Raw genomic sequence first — 23,379 nt, forward strand, 5'->3', positions numbered from 1 at the left:
TTACGAAATGCTTTAAAATTAATCAATGAAACAAACTTGCTAAGATATAGAGTAGGTAAATGTGAGTTGGGTAAAAGATGATGGAATCCATAAAAAAGAAACAACCTCCGCTGTTCCTTCTTACTTCTATTTCACAGGTATCTCCTTAATCACGCGCGCGGGATTACCAGCTAGGACAACGTTGTCGCCAAAAGACTTGGTAATAACGGCCCCTGCTCCTGCCACTACGTTATTGCCTAGTGTCACTCCAGAAAGGACAATGACTCCACCACCTGCCCAGAAATTGTCACCGATGGTGATGGGCTTGCCGTATTCGACACCTGAATTACGTTCATGCGGATCCAGCGGATGGAGTGGGGTTAAAAACTGACAGTTGGGGCCAATCATGGCATTGTCTCCGATGCGAATCGGGCAAACATCCAGCATGGTCAAGTTCCAATTAGAATAAAAATTTTCCCCTAGATGGATATTGACTCCATAATCGACCACCAGGCGTGGATTGACATAGAGATTTTGCCCAGTCGAACCAAACCAAGTCTTAATAATCTCCGCCCCCTTCAAGGGATCTTCTTCCTTGTTAAAGGCAGCCTGTTTTTGGCGAGAAGCCTGAGCCAAGGCCCGCAACTCAGGATCAAACGGATGATAGGGTTCTCCTGCAATCATTTTCTGGTATTCACTGGTCATTGTATTCTTCTCCTTATTCCCTACTATCATATCAAAATGTTTACATATCTGACTAGGATAAGGGGTACTTTCTACAATTTATGCTCTGATTTTTAACACATCTTGCCTATCTTGCTAAACGAATACGGGTCACAATTCCGTCTGGATCTGTAACTTCCAGCTGGCTAGATGTCAGCCACTTGATTGGTGCATCAACTTCCTGTGCTCGCTCGGCAATCGTTAACAATTCTTCCTTACTCGCGACTTCAATGACATAGTAGGCTAAGCCTAGCAAACCTTGCTTACGCGGAGCTAGGCCTTTTCCTCCCCATTCGTTGACTGCTAAATGATGATGATAGTCCCCAGCCGCAATCCAACTAGCGCTAGGCAAACTGAATTTATCCTCTAGTCCTAACACCTTTTGATAAAACTGGCTGGACTTTCGACTATCCTTGACGGAAAGATGGATATGCCCCATTCTCGTACCTTCTGCTAGGATAAAGGGCTCTACTCTTTCCCCCAACTCATAGATATCCTGCTCCGCAAGGGCCTCTGTCACCCCAATAATGCGTCCATCTTCTCGAATATCCCATGTGGAAACTGGCTTATCTCGATAGAGCTCGATGCCATTCCCCTCCAAATCTTCCAAGTAAAGGGCCTCACTGTAACCGTGATCTGCACCGCCAACAAGAGGAATCTGTAAATCTGTCAGGTGTTTCAATACATCAGCCAATGCCTTGCGTGTCGGCAAGAGAATAGCCAGATGGTAAAGGCCATAATATTCCCTTACTTCTCCACTCTCTTGTGCTTGAATCAGCTGAACCAAGGCTTTTCCACCAAGTCCTAGAATAGCCTCTGTCTCAGTCTGTGATAAGATTTCCAAACCAAGCACTTGCTGATAAAAGGCTGTTTGACTTGCCAAATCCTTTACATTTAAAACTGCCTCTGCCAAATAAATGTGACTCTTGTATTCATAGGTCATAAATAGACCTCTTTTCTAGTTGTAATTATTTTTATTACAACTATTATATAATTTCTATCAAGAAAGTCAAGCCAGACAACTTATAGAAACTCCCCTAGCAAAAACAATCCCAGAAAAATCTTCTAGGATTGTTTTGTGTTTATTTAACCGGCTCTATAATATTTGTAATGGGTAAATCCCCTATAGATATCATAAATCGGGATATACATAAGGAAATCATCGCTAAACTGGAGTACAATGCTCCATTTTGTCCTGATTTCGGAATCCAAATGAAGAAACATGACTTTCAAAAAAGCTATCAAATTTATTGCTATAAATATATATGGTGCTCCCATAGCAATAGTTAAAACAACTTTTCTTAATGCTAAAATTATCCTCTATCATCTCTATGAAAATCTATCGTTACTATCAAATTGGAAATTTCATGCTCAATTTTTTCTTTTTCTAACACTCAATCCCAAACCCAAGAGAAGTCCGATTGACCCAAGCACAAATAAGTTTTTATCATCAGTATTCGACGTCCTTGGTAACTCCTTAGCAGAATTCGCTAATTTTCTATCAGAACTAAGAATCACATTCTCATTCGAAGGAATTAGAAGTGTTTTCTTGTCTTCTTCTCCTTCTACAGCTTTGATTCCTCTTAAGATAACTTGATTAATCGGTTCTTTGGTAATATCGTTAGATAGCACACGACGTGTTTCTACACCATTGTCACTACTAATTTCTGTAATGATGGTACGCTGACCTTTCTCTCCTACAATCAAGACCTTAGTTTGACCTTTTGGTAAGCTAGCACTATTCCTATATTCAGTAGTAAAGTCAGTCTCCTCTATACGGGTTTCCACACTTGGTTTTTCAACCATTGGCAATAGAGGACCATCTTCTGGAATAGTGCGACCGATAACCTTCACACCCTGATAGATGATTGTTGGAGTTGCTTCTTGCACAATTTCACTGGTTTGAGAAAGGATAATTCCAGTACGTATACCGTGGTCTGTTTCATAGATAGTGGTAATCTTACGCTGACCTGCACGACCTTGAACAGTCTGACTTTGACCTTTCAGGAGTGAAGGGTCTTCTCGGTACACAAGTACTGGTGCGATTTCTTCTATGCTAACAACATTTTCTTGACTCTTAATAGGCTTAGTACCAACTAGGGTAATTTCAGGTTGAGAGGCCACTACATTTTCCTCACGGACAGAGAGAACCTTGTCTGTTTTCACGCCATCTAATGTTTGGTATAGCTTCACAACAGTCTTAGAACCTGCACGACCTGACTGTTTCAGCTGAGTTTGATCTGTATAGAGATCAGAGCTAACCTCAGTCAAGCGTTCGTAAGGAATTGATACCGTTTCACGAACTTCTTCTTTCCCTTCTACAGCTTTGATCCCTATTAAGACAACTTGATTAATCGGTTCTTTGGTAATATTGTTAGATAGCACACGACGTGTTTCTACACCATTGTCACTACTAATTTCTGTAATGATGGTACGCTGACCTTTCTCTCCTGCAATCAAGACCTTGGTTTGACCTTTTGGTAAGCTAGCACTATCCCTATATTCAGTAGTAAAGTCAGTCTCCTCTATACGGGTTTCCACACTTGGTTTTTCAACCATTGGCAATAGAGGACCATCTTCTGGAATAGTGCGACCGATAACCTTCACACCCTGATAGATGATTGTTGGAGTTGCTTCTTGCACAATTTCACTGGTTTGAGAAAGGATCATTCCAGTACGTATACCGTGGTCTGTTTCATAGATAGTGGTAATCTTACGCTGACCTGCACGACCTTGAACAGTCTGACTTTGACCTTTCAGGAGTGAAGGGTCTTCTCTGTACACAAGTACTGGTGTGATTTCTTCTGTGCTAACAACGTTTTCTTGACTCTTAATAGGCTTAGTACCAACTAGGGTAATTTCAGGTTGAGAGGCCACTATATTTTCCTCACGGACAGAGAGGACCTTGTCTGTTTTCACACCATCCAGTGTTTGGTATAGCTTCACAACAGTCTTAGAACCTGCACGACCTGACTGTTTCAGCTGAGTTTGATCTGTATAGAGATCAGAGCTAACCTCAGTCAAGCGTTCGTAAGGAATTGATACCGTTTCACGAACTTCCTCTTTCCCTTCTACAGCTGGAATACGAGTGTAATCAATTGTCATATCACGTGTAACATCTTCTGGAAGGGAAAGAATATAACTTCTTCCATCCTGTGATAAAACTAGGTTTTTACCTTGATATTTGGCTTGATAACCTGTCACAACTGGAGCCGTTGACAAATCTGTTCCAACACGTCCTGCATTGCTACGGTCGTTAGGATAAGCTATTCTTATTGTCTCTGACGGTAATTTCAGTACCCATTGTCCAAGTTTACGATAATAAATAGCATCCACTCTTGCTGGGATATTTGGAGTGCTTGATAATTCTGGTTTCTTCAATTCATTTGCTAGGTAACCAATCACAACTGGAGCTGAAACTGCTGGAAATTTATTTTGTTCAGCAATCCAACCCGTATAAAGAACAGCTTTGGTTACAAGATTAACAGTTGCTGTTCTTCTATAATTAAGAACAGCTTCGTGAGCAGGCGCAATTTCCTCACCTTGTGTATTCAAGAAACGAGTCGTACGACTAACCGACTTCTGTAAGTCTTTTTCTGTCAAACCAGCTGGCCAAGTAAGCTTCAACTGACTATCTACCAATGAATCTTTTTCTTTAGACTGACTAGCATCAATCTTCTCCACCCTTGGTGTAAGCACAATAGTAAACTGAGTAACCACACGACTGTTGTCACCATAAACAGGAGTTGTTGTCTGATGAAATTCATCTGTAACAATCCGATAACCTTTGTTCAAGAAAGATAAAATTTCCCTGTCTACAGACTCACTATCAATCACTTCACCTGTTTTTCCAGTTAAAGAAACAGTTGATAAGACCGCTTTATTAGATTGATTCACAAAACGAATCTGAACACTTTGATTATCTTTATCATAACGAATGATGCTATCTTGGGTGGCATCATCAGGACGTGGTGCTAGATATCCTTCTGCTGGACGATCCGTATTTTTCAGGGTCAAATAATTCCCATCTTTACCAATCGCACGGTAACCCGCTACATAAGGAATAGTAACCGTACTATGATTACCGATAACACTCGCATCTAAATAGCTATTGGGATAAGAGATCCTATTCATTTCAGAATTTGGAGTTTGAACAATCCAAGAACCTAATTTCTTATAACGGACACTAGTTGTCACCGAAATTGGTACCAAAGTATGAACATTTTTTTCGATATTTTGGTTAGTAATCAAAGATCTATCAGCCAAATATCCAGCCTGTATAGGAACAACAAGACTGTCAAACTCTGACTTAGCCAAGACCCAAGAACCATAAGTAACCGTACCTTTAACCAGATCAACAATAGCATTACGACTATAAGCGACTGTCTGTACTGTATCTGGGAAAACTTTTCCGTCATCAGCAACATAATGTATAGTTCGGGTTACAGTTCTATTCAAATCATCGTAGCTCAAACCAGCTGGCCACCTTAAGTCATTGTTGATATCAGGATAAAGGAGAGAACCGGCTACTTTTGGATCCGTTGGTTCAACAGTGCGAGTACGGATTGGCAGACGAACATTGGTAGTATCCAGTGGAATATCTGTCACGCTATCCAAAGTCCCTGTTTGAATACCTGTTACAGTCGCCCCCTCATCCTCTGGTTTCCATTGGAAATGAAGGGTACGATTATCATACTGAGTAACAAAAGGCAGTTTTCTACCATTAGATAATGTTAAAACCAGACCTTTTCGAGCAAGTACCTCACCATCATAACGTATAGAAACTAAGTTATCATCTGTCGTCACTTGAGCAGAAACTGCCCGAACCTTTGGATTTAAGAAATCCCAGTTAAATTTTCTAAAGGAAAGAGTATAGTCATTTTCACCATCTTCACTATGCTCATAGAGAAGACCAAACTCACCATTACCTAGATTTTGAACAGAATTATAAGCAAACTTACCAGCTTGGACCAAATTATGTCTGATCCATTTCAAACTACCATCTGATTGAACTTCTGCAAGTCGAGCATAGCCATTTTCACGACCACCTCCATTAGCATTTACTAATACAATGTACTCCCGACCATTTTGCACAGTGTGAACTGCTGAAAGTTGTACATAAACATCTGGAATATCACTAATTGTTTCAACAGCACTCCAAGTAGCACCACCATCTTTACTAGTAGAAAATTGAACATGACCACTTCGATTACGCATAAACATCTTGAGTGTGCCATCATTTAACTCGACAACAGTAGCCTCAGTCAATTCTGCTGCTGTGTTTCTCATAGTATTAGAATTCAAAGTTTCCCCTCTGAAGATACGACCATCATTAGGAGAAGCTCCCATATGCCAAGTCAAACCATGATCATCAGAATAAATTACACGAGAAGACTGAGAACCATTGAGATGAGATACATAATTAGTTGAATACATAGGTACTACTAAACGTCCTGCATATCGACCATTCTTCAATGCGATACCTGAACCTGGACCCGTACCCAAAAATTTCATCCAATCTTTCTTTATCTGGGGTGTAATGTCCCTTGGCGCTGACCAAGTTTTTCCGTCATCATTACTCTCTGAAATCCATATAAAGTTATCCTTGGCTACACGAAAAGGAGAGTCAGTTGTTGGGTTAAAATATATATTTCCCACTAACTTACTGCCATTATACAAATCACCTGTATCACTATACTTATTATCAGACTTAGTCGATTTAGTGATTACATGATAAGATGTCTTTTGATTATTGCTATCATAAATATAATCATCTTCCCGAATAGTATATTTTTCATTTCCCTTATATACTATCTGGTATGTTCGACCATTGACAACTGTATAAGACTCTTCACGAGTAACACTCATACCCAAAATCCCTTGTCCTTCTGGAAAGACATCATAGATAGAATAAATTTTCTTTGTCTGAGGATCTTGAACTAGAACCATATCAATAGAAATAGGAGAACCAATATTAGCATTTCTAGCTATTGGATTATCACGAATATTTAAAATATTAATTCGTTCACCCCAAGTTTTGCCACCATCCTCACTTCGACGAACAACCATTCCGATATCACCCCAGTCAGAATAATGCAAACGACGTTCATCCGCTCCTGCAATAATCGTACTATCAGCCGTTTTCAGCAATGATGGTATACGATAAGAATAAATACCATCACTATTTTTCTGACCATTCAATCCAGCTTGAAAAACAACCTTATTATCTGTTAATTCAGCTGAACTAAGAGACTTGTTTCCCTGAGGATCTCGAAGAAAAACAGCACTTCGTTGTCCTACCTCTGTGTCACTGAAGGCATAATCATAAATCGTTAGATTACGAATATCTAGATTAGTCCCCCAAACTTTACCATTTCCACGTTGCATAGCTCCTAACTGCATATTGGTCAAGTTTTGCATAGCTGTCAAAAAAAGACCCGATTTAGTAGAAGCTTTGGATAACCTACCATTAACATAAAGTTTTGCCTCACCAGCATCTACATTAACATTAGGTCGAGAAATAGTAAAGGTCAACGAGTTCCACTCATTAGGACGAATACTTTCCTTTCCATCTTCAAAACGATCGTACTGATAGCTCCCCTCTTTTCCTGTTCTAGCCTCTACAACAGGCTTGTTTCCACTTACTCCTAAAAGGAAATACTCATTTCGACTTGAAGTACTAGAGGTAGAAAATACACTATATAAATTCGGTACCGTTTCTGTTGCTTTAAACTCAACATGAACAGTAGCATTGGTCAAATTCTTGACCTTTTTCAAATCTGAACTAAGGTCAGTACTCTTATCTGCATTATTATTTGTCTCCACGTCATCTACCGATACCACTTCTGAATTCTTGAATATCTCACGAGCATAGTAATCGTCTTCTTTTTTCATCTCCTCAGCACTAGCTGTTACCTTGACTACTGGAGCATCTTCTACTGTATTTGTATGATTAGATATTTTGTTGGAAGTATCATCACTAGAACTGGACACCGTACTGCTTCCTATAACATCAGTTCCTTCTATAACAGTAGGTTCTTTCTCAAGTTCAGCTGCACTAACAGGACTAGACACTGAAGCTCCAAAAACCAACGCTGTACCTAATAAAACAGAGCAAAGCCCAACTTTATACTTACGAAAAGAGAATAGTTGTCGCTGATTTGATGATTTTATTATTTTTTCTTTCATATTAAACCAATTTCTAACAATCAAAGGATACTATTTTTGAAGACTGAAATTTTGTCTATCAAAATCCTATAAATTTAATTATACCCCAATTATCAAGTCAAGTGCAAGAAAGTTGTTCTTCTGATTAAGTGAACATCTTGCAATCTATTTGACTTGGCTAAACAGCTTCGCTTTCTAATTTCTAGGCTCAGGCTAAAACAGTTCACTGGACTGTTTTACTCCAACATCTTAGCCATGCTATGAGTCGTGTACGTGTCCAAATCATGAATCAATTTGAGCGAAAATCCCATGAATACAAGGCCATCAAACGCTATTGGAAACTCATTCAACAAGATAGTCGTAAACTGAGTGATAAACGATTTTATCGCCCTACTTTTCGTATGCACTTAACGAATAAAGAGATTCTAGACAAGCTTTTGACCTATTCAGAAGAGTTGAAACACCACTACAACCTCTATCAACTCTTGCTTTTTCACTTTCAGAACAAGGAACCTGACAAATTCTTCGGACTTATTGAGGACAATATAAAGAAGGTTCATCCTCTTTTTCAGACTGTCTTTAAAACCTTTCTAAAGGATAAAGAGAAGATTGTCAACGCCCTTCAACTACCCTATTCCAACGCCAAATTGGAAGCGACCAATAATCTCGTTAAACTTATCAAACGAAATGCCTTTGGATTTCGGAACTTTGAAAACTTCAAAAAAAAGGATTTTCATCGCTCTGAATATCAAAAAAGAAAAAGTCTGGGACAAAAGTCCCTTAGCTTGCAAAAAAAGCAACGGATTTGCCGTTGATTTTTTTGCATGGTTGCGATAGTCTTGGTAAAATAGAATTGCCCAATAAACCATTTAGAAAGGCTATCCCATGCATATTCACTATAACACAAATCAAACAACTTTACCACTAGAAATTAGTTCCTTCTTGCCACAAGACCATCTCGTTTTTACTATTGAAAAGGTGGTGAATAGCTTAGAGGATCATCACTTTCATGACTTCTATCATGAATTTGGTCGCCCATCTTATCATCCTAAGATGCTTTTAGCTACTCTGCTATTTGCCTATTCACAAGGGATTTTCTCTGGACGAAAAATTTAAAAAATGCTGGTTGAAAATCTGGCTATGCAGTACCTAACAGGACAGTTGGTTGTCAGCTACGGCACCATCAATCGGTTTCGTGTCGCTGAAGGGATGGAAGAACTCATTCGTAATCTTTTCATTGACATCAATCTTCGTTTAAAAATGGAAGAGTTAGTGACCTTAGATTGTCTGTTTATTGACGGGACTAAGATTGAAGCCAATGCCAACAAGTATAGTTTCGTGTGGAAGAAAGCGACAGACAAGTTTTCCGCCAAACTTCAAGAACAGATACAGGTCTATTTTCAAGAAGAAATCACACCCCTTATCCATCAGGCTATTAAGCTGGATGAAGAAGAGCCTATCTCCTCAGATCAGTTGCTTGTATTCGCTCAAGTCCTTGAAGAAGAATTGGAAAAACTGAACCAGGACATTGAGGAGACACCCGTTAAAGGGAAAGATGAACGTAAAGCCCAGCGTCGTAAACTCAAGAAAGTCTTGCGTAAAGTCAAGGATGATTTTTCAGTAGGTGCTGAAAAATATGAGGGCTATCAGGAGACATTTGAAGGGCGTAACAGTTTTTCCAAAACAGATCCAGATGCTACTTTTATGCGAATGAAGGAAGACCATATGAAAAATAGCCAACTCAAGGCCGCTTATAATCTTCAAATCGCTACTGAAAACCAATTTGTTCTTCACTATGATGTCTTCTCAAATCCGACAGATACCAAGACTCTTCTACCCTTACTTGAAACTTATCCGCATGACGTAAAGACAGTTGTCGCAGATGCTGGATATGGAAGTGAAGAAAACCTCCTTCGTCTAAATTAAAAGGAGGTGAACCATCTGATTAAATATGCCATGTTTGATAAGGAACAGAAGAGAGGGTATAAACAGTCAGCTAGAAACTTAGTGAATTGGCATTATAATGACAAGGAGGATAGCTATACACATCCTGAAGAGTGGTACTATCGTTTTCACCATATCAAACATCAGAAAACACAGACGGACTTTCAACAGGAAATCGAGGTTTACTACGCTGATGAACCTGAATCAGCCCCTCAAAAGGAACTGTATATGAACGAACGCTATCAGCACTTAAAAACGAAAGAATGCCAGGCGCTTTTATCTCCCCAAGGTAGACAGATTTTCGCTCAACGCAAGATTGATGTGGAACCTGTCTTTGGGCAGATAAAGGCTTGTTTGGGTTACAAGAGATGTAATCTGAGAGGGAAGCGTCAAGTGAGAATTGACATGGGATTGGTACTTATGGCCAATAACCTCCTAAAATACAATAAGAGAACGACTCAAAATTAAAAAGCTAGAGTTCCGCAATTGGAAATCTCTAGCTTTTTTGTGGCTGAGAACTATTTTGTCTCAGACTCAGATCTTAACTTTTCTCAACCCACTACAGTTGACAAAGAGCCATAAAAATGAAGAGAAGCAGTATTTCTCCTCTCCATATTTAAAATTATAGTAACAAATATAGGTTATCTAAAGTTGTGAAAGCAACTCCTTTAGTTTCTAGTTTACCCATTCACCATTTCCATTTACTTTATAACCGTCTGGTGTTGTTGTGCTGACTGCCAAAGCTCCAGAGCCATATGCATAATACCAGTATTGGCCAACTTTAAACCAACCTGTCTTCATGATACCTGACGCATCAAGGTAGTACCAGATTCCATTTTCTTTGAGCCAGCCTGTCTTCATAGCACCTGAGCCATCAAAGTAGAACCATCTATTTCCGTCTGTACCCCAGCCTGTAAACATAGCACCTGAGCTACTCAAGTAATACCAGCTACCATCTACTTTTACAAATCCTGTCTGCATGACACCTAGGTCATCCAAGTAGTACCATTTACCACCCGTTTTCACCCAGCCTGTCTTCAGATCACCAGACTCATAGAAATACCATTTTCCATCTGTTTTCACCCAACCAGATTGGTCTGAACTAGAAGTTCTAAATTCTTTCAGCGCTTTTTCAACTACGACTGCTTTATTTTTAACTGTTGACAAGTTAGATGAAGTCACTTCTGCATATTGAATAGCAGGACCGTAACTGCCTACCAACTCTTCTGAAGTAGCAGCATCACCAAAAGCCTGAGCAATCGTTACGGCATTATATGGGTTATTTGGGTTCTTAAAGGCAGCAATCCCCATATGTGTAAATTTAGGGCTAATCAAAGTTTCATAATGACCAGAGCCACCTTTTGCTGAACCACCTGATTTTTTCTTCACGTAGTCTGCTTTTTCAGCACTCCATTGTTCAAGAGCTTTTAGAAAACCATCATGGTTCCAACCCAAGTTTTCTCCTAGTACACTGTTTCCTGATGGGAAGGCACTCCAGATTTCTTTACCAGAAAGACGAGTATGGTCCATGGTTACAGAAGCTTCTGCAGCTCTGGCAAAAGCTGCCTTTTCTAGGTCAGTCGACCATTTGATAGGGACATACTTATCTACCAAACCTTCGTCAGCTGCCTCTTTACGGATAGCATTGATGGCATCTAAGATAGCTTGTTGGTCTGGAGTCAAAAATTCTCCCTTTAATCCAACCAAAACATTGCCACTAGCAGGGTTAAGCACTTCTGAACTCAAGACATTTTCATTTCTACCATCTGCAGATTGTGTTGCCACAAGTCTGTCATTGGCAAAAACATCATTTGTCAAAACTGCTCCAGCTAAAGTCAAAGCCAAGGCGCTAGCAAATACAATTTTCTTCATTTTTTTCTCCTTTTATCCTTTAGATAGGACAGGTATTTTCAATATTAAATTATATCATATTTTCCTATTCTTTGCCCATTTCTACTAATGTTATAAGATAAATACTATTCCCCAAAAAGTAGAAATTCCTATCCTTTTATTTCACAACAAGCTCATAACGTGTCTTACTGGTGAAGGTTTGACCGGCTTTAAGAATGACTTGGTCTTTGAGGTCGCTATGAATGGCATCTGGTAAAGCCTGCGCTTCAAGTGCAATCCCATTGTGCTGTACCATTGGCTGACCTCCTATGATGACACTCTCATCCACAAAGTTTGCTGTGTAGACTACAAAACAAGGAGCTTCTGTCTTGAAAAGCAGGAAGCGACCTGAATTTTGGTCATAAAGGAAACCAGCATTGTCATGACCTGCAGGAAGGGCAAATGGATGATCCAAACCAGATACCAGCTGGATTTGCTCATCTTCCTCTGCAAAGATATCCTTCAACAAGGCACCATTGTAGATGTGCTTGACCACATCACGAGTAGCATCTGGAGTTTTGGCAGGAACACCGTCGGGAGCGATTGGGTAAATGCCCTCTGTGTTTAGTTGGAAGACATGACGGTCAATCGTCTGCGTGAAATCACCAGACAAGTTGAAATAGCTGTGGTTTGTTGGATTGACCAGCGTATCCTGATCGGTCGTTACCTTGTAGCTGATTTCATAGGCACCAGTTTCTTCTAAGTGGTAACTGATCCAAATCTTGAGATTTCCAGGAAATCCTCCTGTCCCATCTGTACGCTCTGTGTAGAGGGTCAAGCCATGGTCGCTCACCTCAATTAGTTCAAACAAGCTCGAATCCCAACCAGTTGAACCACTGTGGTTACAGTTGCTAGCATTGTTGACTTCAAGTTCATAGGTCTTGCCATTTAATTCAAATGTCGCACCTGCAATACGTCCCGCCACAGGACCTACGCTAGCTCCATGCTTGGGACTATTGCCCATATAGCTGTCAAAATCATCAAAGCCCAAAATAACGTTGGCAAAATTTCCAGCCTTGTCAGGTGTGACATAGCGCAAGATGGTCGCACCATAAGTCGTAACCTCAAGCTGGTAGCCACCGTCCGTCTCAAATCGATAGGCCAAGACATCCTTTCCCTCAACATTTCCAAATACACGCTCTGTGTATGCTTTCATTCTGTTCTCCTTTTACTATTTCTCTCAAGCAAACAAACCATAGAAAGCCTACTGACAATCTATGGTTTACTTGTATGATTTACAAACTCCTTTATCAAGAATCTATAAACAAAGTATTACTTTTGATATTCGTGGATGATCACACCTTGTACCACACGGTTTACTGTACCTGTAGGAGACGGTGTGTCAGGTTTATTTTCTACCTTAAGTGAAGTCAATAGGGCAAAGAGTTGGGCATAAACAATGTAAGGGAAGACACGGTAAATATCATTCAAGACACCACCACAACCAAGAGCCACTTCTTTGACATTTTCAAGGTCAAAGGCTTGATCACTCAAAAGCACAACACGACGAGCAATCTGGTCACCAGCAACTTCACGAACCAAGTCCAAGTCATACTTGCAAGTGTAGTCTGTCGTTGTACCAAATACCAAAACAACTGTATCTTCGTTGATAAGAGATTTTGGACCGTGACGGAAGCCGACTGGGCTTTCATACATAGTCGCAACTTGACCAGCAGTCAGTTCCAAAATCTTAAGCTGAGCTTCATGAGCAAGTCCAAAGAAAGGACCAGCTCCTAGATAGATGACACGGTTAAAGTCTAGGTCAACAAGTTCTTTGACATCTTCTGCATTGTCTAGAATTTTACGGGCAAGACTAGATACAACTTCAAAACGTTCAGCTTTAACAGCAAATTCTGTAGGATCAAAGACTAAGAGAGCTGTCAACATCATAGACGTAAAGCTAGAGGTCATGGCAAATCCAGCATCATTGGAAGCAGCTGGTTGCAAAAGCAAGAGATTGCGCTCATCTCCATGAGCTTGAAGAGCCAACTTACCGTCCGCTGCACAAGTAATCGTCACTTGATAAAGCTCATCCACCAAGGCTTTAGCCAAATCAACAGTCGCCACACTTTCAGGCGAATTTCCACTACGAGCAAAAGACACAAGGACAGTTGCCACATCTTTTTTCAAATAAGTTTCTGGATTGGCAACGATATCTGTGGTCGCAATAGCATTGAAATTCCATTTGCGTTCGTCATAGACTTCCTTAAAGTAAGGTACCAAGGTATCTCCCACATAAGCAGAAGTTCCAGCACCTGTCAAGATAACCTTGATATAGTCATGTTTATCAGCAATCTCTTGCAGGAAGGCTGCAATTTCTTCACGTTTTGCTTGATAAGATTCAAAAGCTTCTTTCCATACATCAGGCTGTTGGTAGATTTCACGTGTAGTGATTTCTGCACCCAATTCGATCAAGTCTTCTTTTGTATAATGTAGCATTGAGTTCCTCTTTTTCTATTAAATATGGGAATGGGAGTAAGCCCCATTCCCATGTATATTCTATATAAAATGCTCTAACGATTTTCACGTTATCACATCGTATACTCAATGAAAATCAAAGAGCAAACTAGGAAACTAGCCGCAGGCTGCTCAAAACACTGTTTTGAGGTTGCAGATAGAACTGACGAAGTCAGTAACATATACCTACGGCAAGGCGACACTAGTATGGTTTAAAGAGATTTTCGAAGAGTATTATTCATCTTCGTCATCATCGAAGCCAGCTAACAGGTCATTAACTTTCACAATGCTTTCTGCAGCACGGTTCTTATAGTCCGCATCTGCACCTGTAAGGCTCGCATTGATAAATTCAATCACCATTGGAAGATTCATCCCTGCGTAAAGTTCGATGTCACGACCTTCCATAATCAAACGGCTTACCACGTTACATGGTGTTCCACCGAGAAGATCCGCAAAGACTAGGAAATCATCCAATCCTTCAATAGCAGCTTCAAATTTTGCAGTAAATTCTTCTGGGCCATCTTCTGGAAGAAGAGCCACTGCATGAATGTTATCTTGTGGGCCCATAATCATTTCTGTGCTGCCTTTAAGCTCCTCACAGAAGCGACCATGGCTGACCAAAATTAATGATTTTACCATAAAACTTATTTAGGTCCCATTCCAAATGCAAAGTGACCAAGGGCAGAAAGACCTACTGCAAGAGCGATAATGATACCGATAGCTTTAGTAGAGGTCATACCTTTCTTACCAAGCAACCAGAAGATAAAGGCAGTAAAGATTGCTGGAAGCAAACGTGGGAAGATTTGGTTCAAGATGTCTTGGAAGTCAATCATTTTTTCACCGATTGGCAATTTATAAGAAACTTCAAAGTTAATCATTGTTGCTACAAGAGCACCCATCATGAAGACACCAAGTACAGATGCAGCGTCAATCAAAGCTGTCAAAGTACTTTGCATGTTATTGATGAGGTTAACCCCTTCTTTATATGCAAATTCCAACTGTTTCCAACGGAAGATGTCATAAGCAACCGCAACTGCAATCCAAAGGAAGATTCCCCAAGGTTGTCCAGCGATAGCCATAGTTGCTGCGATAGATCCCATGATAGCAGGTACAAGCGAACCAAAGATTGTATCTCCAAGAGGAGCAAAGGGTCCCATCAAACCTGTCTTGATACCGTTAACGGCATCTTTTGAACCTACACCATCTTTTTCTTCCATGGCAAGGTCAAAACCAGCGATAATGGTATGGAAGAATGGAGAAGTATTGAAGAATTGAGTATGAACTTTCATCATTTCCTTCAATTCAGGAGTTCCATCCCCATACATTTTACGCAATTGAGGCAAAATCATGTAAAGGTAACCAGAAGCTTGCATACGTTCGTAGTTCCAACCCAATTGGAAAGTAAACAAGCTACGTTTGTTGATTTGATTAAAATCTTCTTTTGTAAGTTTGTAATTAGAATTCGTCATCTTCGATTTCCCCACTTTCTGATGGTGTAGAAGGTTCTGCTACAGCTACTTTTTGGCTATTTTTGAAGTGAAGTACTGCAAGGAAGATACCTACGATAGAGATACCAATCATAGACAAACCTTTGAAGTTGTTCACGAAACCAATTTTTTCAGCAACATCTTTCGGTAGAGTACCTACGATACCAGCAACAGCGCCACCAAGACCTGTTACATATGAGTAAAGAACAGTCAACATAGCTGTCAAACCAAATCCCATTGCAAGGTAGTGAAGGTTACGTTTAACTGGAAGGTAACGAAGCAAGATTGCAAATCCAAGACCTGGAAGCATACGTCCTGCGAGAGTCAAACCATCTGCAACCCATTGGTATTTTGTAACGAAGTCTACTACGTGTTGTACAAATTCACCACCAAAAGCAAGCGCAAAGAAGACTGGAAGGGCACGAGATAGAGCCCAAGGAATCGCACCAAGCAAGTAGTTACGTTCAATACCTTTATAGTCAAAGCGTTCGATTGCAGCATCCACACGGTGAGCGAAGAAAGTAGTTGTCATACGTCCAAGAACGTCGAAGTATGTCAAGAGAGCTGCTACTGGCACAGCGATTGTTGTAATCGCAAGTGCTGTATCAATTCCTTGTGAAACAGAGAAGGCTGTCGCAAGAACCGCACCAGAAGTTGCGTCGATACGAGAAGCACCACCGAAGGTACCAACCCCAAGAACGAATAGCTGCAAGTTACCACCGATAAGCAGACCCGTAGTCACATCTCCCATAATTAAACCAGTAATGAAACCAGCAAATACAGGGGAACCTGCAGATGAAACGATCGTCAACTCATCACAGATTTGATAAGCTGAGTACAAAGTGAGAAGTAAAATTTGCCACCATTGTATCATAACAATGACCTCCTAAAAATTTTTTCCTATTTTAATAAGCTCAAAAAGTCTGAAATTGGATCATTTGGAACCATTTGAGCAGTAAGTTTAACACCTTTTTCTGCCAATTTGTGGAAGTCTTCCACATCCTTGTCCACTACGTTGATAGAACGTGTAATGGCACGAGTTTCTGGTGTTTGAGACATATTCCCAACATTGAGAGTTTCAAGTGGTACACCTGCTTCGACCAAACCAAGGAAGCGGTCTGGTTTACGAGCCACGATAAAGAGACGTTGGCTATCATATTTACCAGCAAGAATATTGGCTGCCGCTTTTTCAATTGGCAAAATACTCAATTTTACACCTGGTGGTGTCGCAAGTTTCAAACCACTCTTTTCAACGTCGTTGTTGACAACTTCGTCATCTACAACCATAATACGTGAAACATTTAGTTTTCCAGCCCAAAGATTGGCTACTTGTCCGTGGATCAAACGTCCATCGATACGGCATCCTACAATTGTCATAAGTTTTCCCCCTTTATATGTTTTAGTGTAGGTTTTCGAGTTAAATGAATCTCTTCTTTATATTCACCCTCTGTCTCAAAGATAATAATGCGGTTTGCACCTTCCTTGAGGTAGCTATGAGGGATATAAAGCGAGAGGGTCGGGCCGACGTTCCAAAAACGTCCTAGATTCTGCCCATTGACAAAGGCAACTCCCTTACCAAACTCAGATAAGTCTAGGTAAGTATCTTTTGGCTCTTGGACTGTAAAGTCATAAGCGTAAAAGGCTGGTTGCCCTTCTGTCCATCCTTTTGAAAAATCAATTTTCTCAGGATTATCTAGTGGGAGTGGATAGTGTTTCCAGTTTAGTAAGAAGTGCAAATCCTTACAAACCCCTGTCCGAATTCCCTTACGTTGCGTATCCGCTAAGAACTTGTGTCCATAGTTGACACGCCCCATATTTTCTACCAAGATATCTAACCTAGATAGCGCTTTCTTTTTACCTTGATAAAAAATATCTTCCCCAATCTCTGTCTGATATTGGGTTTCAACCCACTGACCATCGACATAAAGCTGAGCCCTATCTCGACCGTCAATGATACGAAGTCTTTCTTCTTCTGCATCCCAGTTTGTTTCTGTTCGATAAAGTAGATAGCCATAGCTTTGTCCCAACTCCTCCATCTTTTTAGGATAGAGGCTTTCTACTGGACTTGACAAGCTATCCAAGGTTTCAAACAAGGAAACTTTTTCAACTAGTGGAATAGCATCCAACTCCATACTCTCTTTGTAGAGTGGCTCCAACTGCGGATACTCTGGAAAATGTGTTGCCATCATCTTCTTGACTGCCAGATATTTGGTAGTTGGATTTCCTTCCTCATCTAGAAGGGCATCGTAATCATAAGATGTAACTTGTGGCAGGTCCAAGGTTCCTCGAGCTGAGCAACCATTCATGAAGCCAAAGTTTGTACCACCGTGGAACATGTAAAGATTGATGGAGCCTTGTTCCAAAACCTCTCGAACTGCATCTGCCAACTCTTTTGGATCCCGTGTGATAATCGGTTCTTTCCAACGATTGAACCAGCCATCCCAGAACTCCATACACATGAGTGGCCATTTCTTGCCGTGCTCATCAAAGAATTCCTGCATCTGTGAAAAGTTATAAGGCGCCTTAGAACCAAAGTTCCCTGTTACAAAGAGGTCATCTTCGATTAAAGTTCCAGCTTTCAAAGTAGCTCGCCATGGACCATCTGATGTAAAGAGAGGACAGGTTACGCCACGCTCTTCCATCAACTGTCGAATGGCTCTCAGATAAGCCTTATCTTCTCCATAAGAACCATACTCATTTTCAACCTGCATCATGAGGATGTTGCCACCATTGTCCAACAAATGTGGAACCAATCGTGACAAGAGCTGGTCATAGTAGCGACCGACAGCTTCAATATAGGCTGAATCTGAGGAACGAAGCCTCATATTCTTTGTTAAGAGCCAGGCTGGTAAACCACCGAATTCCCACTCTGCACAGATGAAGGGTGACGGACGAACGATCGCATAGAGACCCAAATCTTGTGCTGTCTGAAGAAATCGCTCCAAATCCAGAGCTCCTTCAAAGTGAAACTCACCCTCACGAGGCTCGTGTAAATTCCAGGCTACATAAGTCTCTACTGTATTAAAACCAAGAGCCTTCAAATTATAGAGCGAATGATACCAATCTTCTGGAGGAACCCTAAAATAATGAATGGCGCCAGATAAAATCTTAAATGATTTTCCATCGAGATAAAAATCATCCCGTATCTCAAATCGTGTCATATTCTTACCTTCTGACAACTAAAGTTTACGCTTTCATTTGTTGATATAGTAAATATATCTCAATATCCTGCATTTGTCAATAGGTTTTCACAATTTTTTTCATTTTTCACTAACTTTTACACAAAAAACTTATAAAAATCTTGTAATATATAGTCATAACACCATTTTAGTACCATGTATAAAAATGTATGTTTTTCTATTTATTCCTAGGTAAATTAACCTTATAGCCTATTATTCTAATTTTTTTATTCAAAAGGCTACTATTCTTTCCAGTTTTATGGTAAAATTTTTAGTGGAGAAGGAAAATCGAGGTGAAAATATGGCAATTCCAAAGTATCAATATATTAAAGATGAGTTAAAGAACAAAATCATTTCTGGTCAATTTGCCAGTGGAGATAAATTCTACACTGAAGCTGAATTGATTTCAATGTATGATGTTAGTTCTATCACAGTTGTTCGCGCTTTAAACGACCTTGCCAAGGATGGCTATATTGTCCGCCAACAAGGAAAGGGTACATTCGTTTCACGCGCACGCAAACATAAACTCGTAGAGTTTTCGGATGTAGAAGTTTTTGAAACGAAAGATGATAAAGTGACCGTCCTTTCTATTGAGCGTGGAAACAAACTAAGCTACTTAGAAAAACTTGGACTACGTGGTGATCAGTTCTACTACAAGATTGAACGCGTACGCGAAACAGGTGGTGTTGTGTACATCTACCATACATCTTACATTCCAGAACAATATATCAACGCAAATTATCCAAATCTTGAATATTATAGCTCAATCTATAACCGTTTCAAATTGGATTACGACATTCACATGAATGATGAACATTTTGAAGAAATCAATGAAATAGCATTTCCAACTCCAGAACATGCGGCTTCGGTCCTCGGAGTCGATGAACAATTCCCAACCGTTTTACAAACCAAGACTACTAAGCTTGAGTCTACTGGTCAAGTTCTCGCATACAGCGAAACATATAAACGAGCGGATTACTACAAGATTAAATTCATTTCATGTGACCGTGATCACTAAGAAGAAAGCCTGAGCCTTGCTTGGGCTTTTTCTATGTTTATTATATGACATTAAAAATGTATTTTCTATATGTCAATTAAGATAGACTAAATTTGTTTAAATTTTACTAAAATATAGGTAATTTTTATCAAAAGTACTTGAAGAAAAAATAAAAATCGAAGTTCTTCTACTCCTATAAATAGAGTAATAGAAATTCGATTTTTATTCTAATTATCCTAAACCAAGACGTTCAAAGATATCATTCACTCGTTTAGTGTAATAAAGAGGGTTGAAAATTTCGTCGATTTCTTCTTGAGTGAGGCGAGAAGTTACCTCTGGATCTGCTTCGAGAAGCGGTTTAAAGTCGACTTGATTGTCCCAAGAGTAGGCTGTTTTTGGTTGTACCAAGTCGTAAGCTTGCTCACGGGTCATACCTTTTTCAATCAAGGTCAACATGGCACGTTGGCTGAAAATCAAACCAAATGTCGAGTTCATGTTGCGAATCATATTTTCTGGGAAGACTGTCAAGTTCTTGACGATATTTCCAAAACGGTTAAGCATGTAATCAATCAAAATGGTTGTATCTGGTGTGATGATACGCTCAGCTGATGAGTGAGAGATGTCACGCTCGTGCCATAGAGCCACGTTCTCATAGGCTGTAATCATGTGACCACGGATAACACGCGCAAGCCCAGTCATATTTTCAGAACCGATTGGGTTGCGTTTGTGAGGCATTGCAGATGAACCTTTTTGCCCTTTGGCAAAGAATTCTTCCACTTCGCGTTGTTCTGATTTTTGCAAACCACGAATCTCAGTCGCCATACGCTCGATTGAAGTTGCGATGCTAGCAAGAACCGCAAAGTACTCAGCGTGAAGGTCACGAGGGAGGACCTGTGTAGAAATTTCTTGAGCACGGATACCCAACTTGTCGCAGACATATTGCTCTACGAATGGTGGGATGTTGGCAAAGTTACCAACCGCACCAGAAATCTTGCCAGCTTCCACTCCAGCAGCCGCATGCTCGAAACGCTCGATATTGCGCTTCATTTCGCTGTACCAAGTCGCCAATTTCAGACCAAAAGTTGTAGGTTCAGCGTGCACACCGTGGGTACGCCCCATCATGATGGTGAACTTGTGCTCCTTAGCCTTATCAGCGATGATGTTGGTGAAATTTTCAAGGTCACGACGGATGATGTCGTTGGCCTGCTTGTAGAGGTAACCGTAGGCCGTATCTACCACATCTGTAGAAGTCAAACCATAGTGAACCCACTTACGCTCTTCGCCAAGCGTTTCAGAAACCGCACGCGTGAAAGCCACCACGTCATGACGAGTCTCCTGCTCAATCTCCAAAATACGGTCGATGTCAAAGCCCGCTTTCTCACGAATCAAAGCCACATCTTCCTTAGGGATTTCCCCTAACTCAGCCCACGCCTCATCAGCCAAGATTTCCACCTCAAGCCAAGCACGGTATTTATTTTCTACACTCCAAATATTCGCCATCTCAGGGCGAGAGTAACGGTCGATCATATTGTTAATTTTTCCTTTCTTCGTAAGCTGTTGGGAATAAGCTATCTAGGTAAACCAAGATTTCTACTCAAACTCCTCTTTTCCAATAAACACAGATGGATAGTGTAGTAATTCATTGAGATCGGTATCCAATGGTAAATCATAAATTGCTAAATAGTTTTCAGGATATAGAGCAACTAGCTCTTCATATTTAGCCTTTACCTTTTCGTGATCACTACTAGCATACAAGACTTCAACGACTGCTCCAGTCTTATCTTTTTCAACAAAAGCATTAACGATGATTTGAATCATAGACTTGTCCTAAAAATCTATCCCTTTCCCAAACTCCTCCACCTCATCCGGCGCATCACTAAACAAAGTCACATGCCCCATCTTGCGGTTGTGCTTCGCTTCTATTTTACCATACATGTGGAGGTGGGCGCTTGGATTTTCTGCGACATATTTTTCAGCGGCCTCGACATGCTGGCCGAGAACATTGAGCATGACGGCAGGTGCATGTAATTTAATTTCTGGCAATGATGCTCCCAGAACACCTAAAATGTGGGTATCAAACTGGGAGAAGTCGCAGGCTTCGATAGAGTAGTGCCCAGAGTTGTGTGGTCGTGGGGCAATCTCGTTGACAATGATGTCGTCAGCCGTCGCAAACATTTCCACGCAAAGAGTTCCAGACAAATTAAGCTGTTCAGCAATTCGCACTGCCATGGTTTTTGCTTTGGCTGCTAGACTTTCTGAAATGCGGGCTGGCACAATGGTTTTTGAAAGAATGTTGTTTCGGTGGATATTTTCCTGAACCGGGAAAACTGTCACGTCCTTGCCATTTCCTGACACAATGACAGAAATTTCAAGGTCGAAATTGACGAATTCTTCTAAAATGCAATCTGCTGAATCCGCTAGTGCATAAGCTTCTTCTAAATCTGCTTCTGAGCTAATGACCTTTTGTCCATGGCCATCGTAGCCACCTGTCGCAGTCTTGAGGACATAGTTTTTGGACAAGTCAATCTCCGCCAAATCTTGGCTAGAATTCACAACCTTGTAGGGTGCCACAGTGACTTGAGCCTTGTTTGAGAGAAAGTCCTTTTCAAAAATCCGATTTTGCGAAATGCGGAGCAGATCTGTTCCTTGAGGGAGTTGTCCATCCTTGATAACGGCATCCAAACCGTCAGCATCGACATTTTCAAACTCATAGGTGAGGACATCGCAACGCTCAGCCAACTGACGCAGAGCATCCACGTCATTATAAGGAGCCACGATGATCTCCGCCACGCGAGAGGCCGGGCAATCCGCCGCAGGATCCAGCGCGATAACCTTGTGCCCCATGTAGATAGCAGAAATGGCCATCATCTGACCCAGCTGGCCGCCACCGATAATTCCGATTGTTTTAGATGAGCTCATTCGTCGACTCCTCTGCGATTTTTCCTTGTTCTTCTGCGAAATCTGCCAAAGCTGTCGCGATAGCCTGATCCTCTACTGAAAGAAGACGGAGGGCGAAGAGAGCCGCATTGGTTGCACCAGCTTCACCGATAGCCATGGTCGCAACAGGTACGCCACCCGGCATCTGCACGATAGAGTAAAGTGAATCCACACCGCTAAGAGCACGAGACTTAACAGGCACGCCAATGACAGGAAGGGTTGTTTTGGCAGCAACCATACCTGGCAAATGAGCTGCACCTCCAGCACCTGCAATGATGACCTTAATACCACGGCTACGTGCTTCTTCTGCATGCTTGAACATGAGGTCTGGTGTACGGTGGGCAGAGACAACTTTCTTTTCGTAGGCTACACTGAAGCGATCTAGGACTTCTGCGGTTTTTTGCATGGTTGCCCAGTCGGATTTTGAGCCCATGATGATGGAAATAATTGGTTTAGTCATAATTTTTCCTTTTTTCTTCTTTTTTGATAATGGTCTTAGGTGGTGGGGACGGAAGCAAACCTTCGGTTTCATTCCTAAACTTTGAGCCTAAGGTCTCAAAGTTTCCCCGACCAGAACAGATACTGTTCTGGTCTTTTCACCACGGCAACCATTATCGGG

The 23,379-nt window shown here is 40.9% G+C and carries 16 protein-coding genes and 2 pseudogenes; 3 read left to right on the forward strand and 15 right to left on the reverse strand.

Features of this window, described 5'->3' with window-relative positions; translation table 11 throughout:
* Positions 1-126: 126 nt before the first annotated feature.
* From FQT24_RS07530 to FQT24_RS07545, 3 genes are all read right to left on the reverse strand, one after another.
* The gene (locus FQT24_RS07530; protein ID WP_143952606.1) at positions 127-684 is read right to left on the reverse strand and encodes a sugar O-acetyltransferase; all 558 of its coding nucleotides are present in this window, start codon (positions 682-684) and stop codon (positions 127-129) included.
* A gap of 106 nt (positions 685-790) precedes the next feature.
* Positions 791-1,645, reverse strand: coding sequence for a VOC family protein (locus FQT24_RS07535; protein ID WP_143952607.1), 855 nt, complete (start codon positions 1,643-1,645; stop codon positions 791-793).
* A gap of 428 nt (positions 1,646-2,073) precedes the next feature.
* Positions 2,074-7,890, reverse strand: a complete 5,817-nt coding sequence (locus FQT24_RS07545) for a G5 domain-containing protein (RefSeq protein WP_143952609.1) — start codon at positions 7,888-7,890, stop codon at positions 2,074-2,076.
* Between the two features lie 215 nt (positions 7,891-8,105).
* Here FQT24_RS07545 and FQT24_RS07550 point away from each other — a divergent pair.
* Positions 8,106-8,631 (forward strand): annotated as a pseudogene (locus tag FQT24_RS07550) (transposase); the annotation flags it as partial.
* A gap of 123 nt (positions 8,632-8,754) precedes the next feature.
* Positions 8,755-10,281 (forward strand): annotated as a pseudogene (locus FQT24_RS07555) (IS1182 family transposase).
* Positions 10,282-10,488: 207 nt separating this feature from the next.
* Here the strand turns inward: FQT24_RS07555 and FQT24_RS07560 are convergent.
* The 8 genes from FQT24_RS07560 to FQT24_RS07595 form a co-directional block, all read right to left on the reverse strand.
* On the reverse strand, positions 10,489-11,685 hold the full coding sequence (locus FQT24_RS07560) for a CAP domain-containing protein (RefSeq protein ID WP_143952610.1): 1,197 nt from the start codon (positions 11,683-11,685) through the stop codon (positions 10,489-10,491).
* Positions 11,686-11,821: 136 nt separating this feature from the next.
* On the reverse strand, positions 11,822-12,859 hold the full coding sequence (locus FQT24_RS07565; protein WP_143952611.1) for an aldose epimerase family protein: 1,038 nt from the start codon (positions 12,857-12,859) through the stop codon (positions 11,822-11,824).
* Positions 12,860-12,975: 116 nt separating this feature from the next.
* Positions 12,976-14,142 carry an SIS domain-containing protein gene (locus FQT24_RS07570; RefSeq protein ID WP_143952612.1) on the reverse strand — a complete coding sequence of 389 codons (1,167 nt, stop codon included), beginning with the start codon at positions 14,140-14,142 and terminating at the stop codon, positions 12,976-12,978.
* A 252-nt stretch (positions 14,143-14,394) separates the two neighbouring features.
* A complete protein-coding gene (locus tag FQT24_RS07575) occupies positions 14,395-14,799 on the reverse strand; it encodes a PTS sugar transporter subunit IIA (protein WP_000240985.1) in 405 nt (134 codons plus the stop codon).
* Between the two features lie 5 nt (positions 14,800-14,804).
* Positions 14,805-15,629, reverse strand: coding sequence for a PTS system mannose/fructose/sorbose family transporter subunit IID (locus FQT24_RS07580; protein WP_143952613.1), 825 nt, complete (start codon positions 15,627-15,629; stop codon positions 14,805-14,807).
* Positions 15,616-16,521 carry a PTS mannose/fructose/sorbose/N-acetylgalactosamine transporter subunit IIC gene (locus FQT24_RS07585; RefSeq protein WP_023944066.1) on the reverse strand — a complete coding sequence of 302 codons (906 nt, stop codon included), beginning with the start codon at positions 16,519-16,521 and terminating at the stop codon, positions 15,616-15,618. The genes FQT24_RS07580 and FQT24_RS07585 overlap by 14 nt, the downstream gene beginning before the upstream one ends.
* A 26-nt stretch (positions 16,522-16,547) precedes the next feature.
* On the reverse strand, positions 16,548-17,024 hold the full coding sequence (locus FQT24_RS07590; RefSeq protein WP_000156970.1) for a PTS sugar transporter subunit IIB: 477 nt from the start codon (positions 17,022-17,024) through the stop codon (positions 16,548-16,550).
* Positions 17,021-18,808, reverse strand: coding sequence for a glycoside hydrolase family 35 protein (locus FQT24_RS07595; protein WP_143952614.1), 1,788 nt, complete (start codon positions 18,806-18,808; stop codon positions 17,021-17,023). Before FQT24_RS07595 ends, FQT24_RS07590 begins: the two co-directional genes overlap by 4 nt.
* A 319-nt stretch (positions 18,809-19,127) precedes the next feature.
* Here FQT24_RS07595 and FQT24_RS07600 point away from each other — a divergent pair, with 319 nt between their 5' ends.
* Positions 19,128-19,844 carry a GntR family transcriptional regulator gene (locus tag FQT24_RS07600; RefSeq protein ID WP_143952615.1) on the forward strand — a complete coding sequence of 239 codons (717 nt, stop codon included), beginning with the start codon at positions 19,128-19,130 and terminating at the stop codon, positions 19,842-19,844.
* Positions 19,845-20,054: 210 nt separating this feature from the next.
* Here the strand turns inward: FQT24_RS07600 and purB are convergent, their stop codons facing one another.
* The 4 genes from purB to purE all read right to left on the reverse strand — a co-directional run bounded on the left by purB (position 20,055) and on the right by purE (position 23,220).
* Positions 20,055-21,350, reverse strand: coding sequence for an adenylosuccinate lyase (gene purB, locus FQT24_RS07605; protein ID WP_143952616.1), 1,296 nt, complete (start codon positions 21,348-21,350; stop codon positions 20,055-20,057).
* Between the two features lie 63 nt (positions 21,351-21,413).
* The gene (locus FQT24_RS07610; RefSeq protein ID WP_000614695.1) at positions 21,414-21,641 is read right to left on the reverse strand and encodes a hypothetical protein; all 228 of its coding nucleotides are present in this window, start codon (positions 21,639-21,641) and stop codon (positions 21,414-21,416) included.
* A gap of 9 nt (positions 21,642-21,650) precedes the next feature.
* Positions 21,651-22,742, reverse strand: coding sequence for a 5-(carboxyamino)imidazole ribonucleotide synthase (gene purK / locus FQT24_RS07615; RefSeq protein WP_143952617.1), 1,092 nt, complete (start codon positions 22,740-22,742; stop codon positions 21,651-21,653).
* Positions 22,729-23,220: a 5-(carboxyamino)imidazole ribonucleotide mutase gene (gene purE / locus FQT24_RS07620; RefSeq protein ID WP_143952618.1), complete on the reverse strand. Its 492-nt coding sequence runs from the start codon at positions 23,218-23,220 to the stop codon at positions 22,729-22,731. Before purE ends, purK begins: the two co-directional genes overlap by 14 nt.
* Between the last annotated feature and the right edge of the window lie 159 nt (positions 23,221-23,379).

It is taken from the genome of Streptococcus mitis (assembly GCF_901542415.1).
In the GTDB taxonomy this organism is placed as follows: Bacteria; Bacillota; Bacilli; order Lactobacillales; family Streptococcaceae; genus Streptococcus; species Streptococcus mitis_BL.